Below are 7,192 nucleotides of genomic sequence, written 5' to 3'. Positions count from 1 at the left end.
TAAAATACTTCTAATATGTGAATATTCATTAATATAACTTATTTAACAAAGCGGATATATGTACTTTGACGTTTGTCCATTCACTTGAAATTATGGTGTAAATAATGGTATCGCGCAAAGTACCATCCTGTCTAAGAATATGACCACGTAGAATTCCATCTTTTTTTGCACCAAGTCGTTCAATTGCTCTTTGGCTTTTGAAATTAAAAATATCAGTTCGTAAAACGACGGTGTTGGCTTGCAATTTTTCAAAAGCATATTCTAGCAATAAATATTTACAATTTGTGTTTACATGAGTTCTTTGAAATGATTTTGCATACCATGTATAGCCAATTTCCAAACGTCGCACATCGGGGACAATTTCAAAAAAGCTAGTTGTACCCAAAACTTTCCCTGTATTTTCATCAATAACGGCAAAAGGGTAACGCTCTTGACGTTCCTTTGCCTCCAAAGCTTCATTAATATAATTTTTAACTTTAGAAGGATGAGGAATAACAGTAACACGAAGTTTCCATAAATCACCTTCTTGACTTGCCGCCTGCAATCCTTTTGTATGAAAATAAGTCAACGGTTCTAATCGAATCCCATTTTGACCAATTTTGATATCTTGATTTGAAAAAAGAGAAAGAAAATTCACTTTGATAAATTCCCATAAAATTTCAAAAATTATTTGATAGAAATCAATCATGATATAATTTTTTAAATTATACAAATAAAACCGAAGATATTTATTTCATTACATACATTTCATAAAAAAACAGCCTTTTATATAAAAGGCTGTTTTGAATCGTATCAAATTGTTATTTAAAATCAGGCAGATTGACTAATAATTTCATCCGCAACATTACGGGGAACTGGATCATAATGATGGAATTGCATTGTAAAGGATGCACGACCTTTGGTCATTGAACGAAGATCAGAAATATAGCCAAACATTTCTTTCAATGGAACGAAAGCGCGAACCATGACAGTGCTTCCAGAAGTTTCTTGACTTTGAATCATTCCGCGACGACGGTTCAAGTCACCAACAACATCACCAACATGATCATTGGGTGTGGTGATTTCGACATCCATGATAGGTTCAAGAATGACTGGACCAGCTTTTTTCATTCCTTCACGGAAACAGGCTTTACCGGCAATCTCGAACGCCAATGCAGAAGAGTCAACGTCATGATATTTACCATCAACAAGCGTAAATTTAAAGTCTACAGTTGGAAATCCCGCTAATACACCGGTAGATGCCTGGTTTCTGATACCCTTGTCAACAGCTGGGATATATTCCTTGGGAACCGCACCACCAACAATTTTATTTTCGAATATAATTCCCTCATTTCGTTCAGTTGGTTCGAAAATAATTTTGACTTCAGCAAACTGACCCGCACCACCAGACTGTTTTTTATGGGTGTAGGTTTCTGTATGAGACTGAGTAATGGTTTCACGATATGCAACCTGTGGTGCGCCAATATTCGCATCAACACCATATTCACGACGTAAACGGTCAATGATGATATCAAGATGTAACTCACCCATACCTGAAAGAATTGTTTGCCCCGTTTCCTGATCTGTCTTTAACTGTAGAGATGGATCTTCTGCCGCCAATTTCTGAAGCGCAAGGGTCATTTTTTCGACCGCTTCCTTGGTTTTTGGTTCGACAGAAATATCGATAACAGGTACTGGAAATTGCATGCGTTCCAAGACAACCGGATCTGCCGGATCTGCCAAAGTATCCCCTGTTTTCGTATCCTTCAATCCAACAAAAGCGGCAATATCACCAGCATGCACTTCCTTGATTTCTATACGTTTATCAGCGTGCATTTGGAAAATACGTCCAATACGCTCTTTATGACCATGGGTTGTGTTCAAAACCGTGTCACCAGAACGTAAGATACCACGATAAACACGTACAAAAGTTAGAGAACCATATTTATCATTGATGATTTTGAAAGCCAAACCGGCAAATTTGCCATTTGGATCAACGGGAATGATTGGTAATTTATTTTCATCAACCTCTTCATCTTCAGGAGGTGCAATACGAATTCCTTCCACATCGTCAGGAGCAGGAAGGTAATCAACAATTGCATCCAACAAAGGCTGAACACCTTTGTTCTTGAAAGAAGAACCGCAAAGAACCGGACGAAACTCTCCAGAAATGGTACCTTTTTTAATACATTTCTTTAAAACCTCGACAGAAACATCACCTTTTTCAAAATATTCTTCCATAGCCGCATCATCAACAGCCAAAACGGTGTCCAGAAGATTTTGACGTGCCTCTTCTGCTTTTTCCTTTAATTCAGCAGGGATTTCAACAATATTGTATTTGGCACCAAGATCATCACCTTCCCATACAATGGCATTCATATTAACAAGGTCGATAACACCCTTTAAATTTTCTTCCGCACCAATCGGAAGCTGTAGAGGGATAGCGACAATATCCAGCTTATCTTTTAAAGTGCTGAAAGCATATTCAAAATTTGCACCTGTACGATCCAACTTGTTAATGAAAATAATGCGAGGGACATTGTAACGGTCAGCCAAACGCCAATTCGTTTCAGACTGAGGTTGGACACCAGCAACACCCTCGATAATGAAAACCGCACCATCAAGTACGCGCAATGAACGGTTAACTTCAATGTTAAAGTCAATATGGCCCGGAGTATCAATAATATTGATACGATGCTTGTTCCATTCACAGGTAACGGCAGCGGAAGTAATGGTAATCCCTCTTTCGCGTTCCTGTGCCATATAGTCAGTAGTGGTGTTCCCTTCGTGGACCTCACCAATCTTATGGGAGACACCTGTATAATATAGAATACGTTCAGTTGTCGTTGTTTTACCCGCATCGATATGCGCGGTAATACCTATATTACGGATTTTAGAAAGATCAGAATGGTCGGACAAAAGTAAAACCTCCACAAACGATAGAAAAATATTCAGAAAATATATTCATCAAATCATAAGATTAAAAGAATAATTTCCTTTTTTAACTCAAAATAACTCCCTTAAGATTAAATCAAGGAAGTTATTTAATTACTAGATAATCAATTTTTTAAAAATTTAAGCAGCTACTGCTGATTTTTTTTCCTGAGCCTGAAGAATACGGCGTTTAATCACTAAAGCCTCTTCTGTAAGCTTACGATTCGGTGTATTTAGCAGGAAATTGTCTAAACCGCCATTATGTTCAATGGTACGGAGACCATGCGTTGTGACGCGCAAATGTATTTGTTGACCCAAAATATCGGACCTTAAGGAATAATCCTGCAGATTAGGCAGGAAACGGCGACGGTTTTTGTTATTGGCGTGACTGACATTATTTCCTGTCAACACACCTTTGCCTGTGATTTGGCAACGGCGAGACATTTGTTTTCATCCTCGGATTGTGAAAGCCAAGACTTAATGTTTGGCAAATAAAAAATACTTAGTTTAGCCCTATGACTAAAATTCACGAAATAGTCAAGTAAAAATCCAAATTTTAAACCTCAAAATTAAAAATTTTCACTATTTCTAGCCTATTTATCAGAATGTTGACTCTGTATAGACCACATATTGGCATAAAAACCATTTTTTGCAAGCAGGAATTCATGAGTTCCCTGTTCGCATATTTTCCCATCCATCATAACCAGAATCATGTCCGAATGAATAATTGTTGATAAACGATGAGCTATTGTAATCACGGTTCTACCCTGAGAAACCTGGAAAAGAGCCTGCTGTATTTCTTTTTCTGTCTGACTATCCAACGCGCTTGTTGCCTCATCCAGGATTAAAATCCTTGGATTTTTCAATATCGTTCTTGCAATAGCTATCCTTTGTTTTTCGCCACCGGAAAGTTTTAACCCTCTTTCTCCCACCTGAGTATTATATCCCTCGGGCAAACCAACAATAAAATCATGGATTTGAGCCAGCCTTGCTGCTTTTTCAATTTCTGCTTGTGAGCTTCCCAATTTACCATAAGCAATATTGTAACCGATTGAATCATTAAACAAAACCGTATCTTGAGGTACAACTCCAATGGCCTTTCTCAAATCATCCTGTTTATAAGACCGTATATCTTCATTATCGATCAATACAGCGCCGGATGTAACATCATAAAAACGGAACAGCAAACGGTTAATTGTTGATTTCCCGGCCCCTGTTGGACCAACAATGGCAATTTGCTGGGCTGGTTCCGCCAGGAAGCTTACATGATGCAAAATTTCCCGAGAGGGATCATAACCAAAAAAAACATCTTTAAATTCAATTTTGGCAGGCCCCGCATTCACCAATTCAGTTGGAAGTGATTTGGCGCATTCTTGATTATTGATATCCATTGGCTGTGCCAAAAGAGAAAACATATTTTCCAAATCAACAATTGATTTTCGCAAATTAGAATAGATACTGCCAAGAAAATTCAAGGGCTGATAAAGCTGCATCAAATAGGTGTTAATCAAGACAAATTTTCCGACAGTAAAATGATAACTGACAATGTCACGTGCTGCCATTAACATAATAAATGTCAATGCAATGGCTATAATGAAAGATTGACCAAAATTCAGGATATTGAGCGTTATTTGTGTTTTAATGGAAGCTTTTTCATAATGTGCCAATGCTTCATCATATCGTCTTATTTCATGGGCTTCATTACAAAAATATTTAACAGTTTCGTAATTCAGCAAACTGTCCAAGGCACGATTATTGGCTTCATTATTAATTTCATTCATTTTTCGACGAATCTTGATACGCCGAGATGTAAACCAAATCGTAAAGAAAAAATAGGCTAATATTGCAAGACAGACAACAAGTGTATAATATCCATTATACAAATGAGCAATCACACCGAGAACCATCAAGGTTTCAATCACTGTTGGAACGATACTGAATATACCCACTCTCAAAATTGTTTCAATTCCCTCACCACCTCGCTCAATAGCCCGTGTAATTGCTCCGGTTCGTCGATTTAAATGAAATTTTAGTGAAAGTTTTTGAACATGCTCGAAGCATTGTAGGGTTATTATACGCATCACCCGAAATCGCAATGGCGCAAAAACCGTGTCTTTCAATTCCGAACATAAGCTGGAAAAAATCCTAACCAATCCATATCCAACAATAAGATAAATCGGTACATAAATTATTTCATGATTATTCTGGGAAAAATAATCCACAATCTTGCTATAAAGATAAGGAACGCCCAAGGCTATGATTTTGGCAACAATCATCAAAAACATCGCAAAGATAAAGCGAATTTTCAACGTCATATGCTGACGAGGCCACAAATAGGTCAAGAGCTCTAGTAAAGTTGACCATCCTGAACGAGTGCTTTCTTTGTCGACATAGGAAAATTTGGAATATCGTGACATGTTATTTTCAAAAGATTGTAATTGTTTTATCAATATACATGAAGTGTTTACCCTAAAAATGAAAAAATACAAAAATAGATAACTTTGAAATAAAAAAACTATTAAAGCAATATAAGAGATTTTTAATGCAACATATTGAATTTAAAAATTTATTTCGTCATATAAAAAATTGTAACACCGCCAAGTTACAAAAAGATTTTTTACCTTTCAAGGCGCATAATCAGATCATAGGATGGGTTCGACCTTCATTTATGGATACTCTCCAAAAACATCATGTTGTTATGGAAGAAAATAATATTTGTACTTTACCAGCACAATATTCAATCGAGATGCTGGGTAATCAACTAATTGAAAATAATATGGTTCGCTCCATGAATGAACTTTTTGATGTCTATCCCTCACCATATGCTAAACCGGTTGGAAAAATTGATCGTGCCGTTATTCCTGATCTTGGACTGATTGGAACTGGAGTTCATCTCAATGGTTTGGTTAAGAAAAGAAATCAAATTTATTTGTGGATCGCGAAACGGGCAAAGTATAAACGGCTTGATCCTGAAAAACTGGATCATATCGTCGCGGGAGGTATACCAGCAGGATTTACCCATAACAACACTCTAGAAAAAGAAGCACGTGAAGAAGCAAGCATTCCGAACGCCCTCATGATAAATGCGGAATATAAATCACTGATTACTTATAGCATGATCAGACCTGAAGGGTTACGGCGAGATGTGTTGTATTGCTATGATCTATGGTTGCCGGAAGAGTTTCAACCGGTTCCTAATGATGGAGAGGTTGAATCTTTCCAATTAAAAAAATTAGAAGATGTTTACCATCAAGTGTGCGAAACAGATGATTTCAAATTTAATGTCAATCTTGTATTAATCGATCTTTTTATTCGCATGGGCATCATCGCAAAGAATTCTCAGTATGCCCATCGCATAAAAACTGGATTGAGAGGGAAATTATTTCCCTGATCAATCCGAAAATACAACGGTTTTGTGACCATTTAAAAGAACACGGTCTTCAATATGATAACGCACGGCTTTTGCCAGAACTCGTCTTTCAATATCCCTTCCTTTACGGATAAGGTCATGAGGGGTGTCATTGTGACTGACCCGTTCAACGTCCTGTTCTATAATTGGACCTTCATCAAGATCCTCGGTTACATAATGTGCTGTTGCACCAATCAATTTAACCCCTCGTTCATAAGCCTGATGATAGGCTTTTGCACCCTTAAAGCCGGGTAAAAAGGAATGATGTATATTTATACATTGACCCGCCAATTTTTTTACCATTTCAGGAGACAGAATTTGCATATAGCGCGCAAGAACAACAAGCTCTGTCCGGGTTTCCTTAATAATATCCCACAATTTCGTTTCTTGTTCCCTTTTGGTATCCTTAAGAATAGGAAGATAATAAAATGGTACATCTTGCATATCAATATGACCATAATCTTCATATGGATAATTTGCAACAATTGCACTGGGTTCTATTGCCAGTTCCCCTATTCTCCATCGATATAAAAGATCAACCAGACAATGATCAAATCTTGATACCATCAACAACACACGTTTTTTACGTTCCCGATCATGCAAGAACCATGTCATTTTAAATTGGGCAGCAATAGCCTCCAATCTGGAATATAACCATTGATAATTTTTTTTATTGCTCTCTAGGGTGAACACAACACGCATAAAAAAATAACCCGAAAGAGCATCATGCTGCTGCGACTCAACAATATTGGCTTGAGCTTCAAATAATCCTGTGGAAATTGCGGAAACAATACCTGGTTTATCAGGGCAAGAAAGTGTTAAAACATATTGATTTTGTTTTGATTTTATTGAATCACTCATCGATTTTAA

General features: G+C 37.1%; 6 protein-coding genes. 1 reads left to right on the top strand and 5 read right to left on the bottom strand.

Going from position 1 to position 7,192, the window contains the following annotated elements:
* Positions 1 to 28: 28 nt before the first annotated feature.
* The 4 genes from U0839_RS07900 to U0839_RS07885 all read right to left on the bottom strand — a co-directional run bounded on the left by U0839_RS07900 (position 29) and on the right by U0839_RS07885 (position 5,330).
* Entirely contained in the window at positions 29 to 637 is a 609-nt protein-coding gene (locus U0839_RS07900) for a GNAT family N-acetyltransferase (protein ID WP_196424493.1), read from the bottom strand.
* Between the two features lie 173 nt (positions 638 to 810).
* Positions 811 to 2,898: an elongation factor G gene (gene fusA / locus U0839_RS07895; RefSeq protein ID WP_122124265.1), complete on the bottom strand. Its 2,088-nt coding sequence runs from the start codon at positions 2,896 to 2,898 to the stop codon at positions 811 to 813.
* 156 nt (positions 2,899 to 3,054) lie between these two features.
* Positions 3,055 to 3,357 (bottom strand): 50S ribosomal protein L28, encoded by a 303-nt coding sequence (gene rpmB, locus U0839_RS07890; RefSeq protein ID WP_110438924.1) that lies wholly within the window; start codon positions 3,355 to 3,357, stop codon positions 3,055 to 3,057.
* A 149-nt stretch (positions 3,358 to 3,506) separates the two neighbouring features.
* Positions 3,507 to 5,330 carry an ABCB family ABC transporter ATP-binding protein/permease gene (locus U0839_RS07885; protein ID WP_413550428.1) on the bottom strand — a complete coding sequence of 608 codons (1,824 nt, stop codon included), beginning with the start codon at positions 5,328 to 5,330 and terminating at the stop codon, positions 3,507 to 3,509.
* A gap of 125 nt (positions 5,331 to 5,455) precedes the next feature.
* Between U0839_RS07885 and U0839_RS07880 the strand changes: the two genes are divergently transcribed.
* Entirely contained in the window at positions 5,456 to 6,304 is an 849-nt protein-coding gene (locus tag U0839_RS07880) for an NUDIX hydrolase (protein ID WP_155565344.1), read from the top strand.
* Here U0839_RS07880 and purU read toward each other — a convergent pair whose 3' ends face one another.
* Positions 6,305 to 7,183, bottom strand: a complete 879-nt coding sequence (gene purU / locus U0839_RS07875; protein ID WP_122123480.1) for a formyltetrahydrofolate deformylase — start codon at positions 7,181 to 7,183, stop codon at positions 6,305 to 6,307. It abuts the gene before it with no gap.
* Positions 7,184 to 7,192 lie beyond the last annotated feature (9 nt).

The organism is Commensalibacter sp. A3DC (assembly GCF_047307945.1).
In the GTDB taxonomy this organism is placed as follows: Bacteria; Pseudomonadota; Alphaproteobacteria; order Acetobacterales; family Acetobacteraceae; genus Commensalibacter; species Commensalibacter melissae.
The sequence above is the reverse complement of the archived record's forward strand: the minus strand, read 5'-3'. Positions and strand labels throughout refer to the sequence as shown.

Coding starts and splice junctions, on each gene's coding strand:
- rpmB (WP_110438924.1), bottom strand. CDS start 3,357: ATGTCTCGCCGTTGCCAAATCACAGGCAAAGGTGTGTTGACAGGAAAT.
- U0839_RS07880 (WP_155565344.1), top strand. CDS start 5,456: ATGCAACATATTGAATTTAAAAATTTATTTCGTCATATAAAAAATTGT.
- purU (WP_122123480.1), bottom strand. CDS start 7,183: ATGAGTGATTCAATAAAATCAAAACAAAATCAATATGTTTTAACACTT.
- U0839_RS07885 (WP_413550428.1), bottom strand. CDS start 5,330: ATGTCACGATATTCCAAATTTTCCTATGTCGACAAAGAAAGCACTCGT.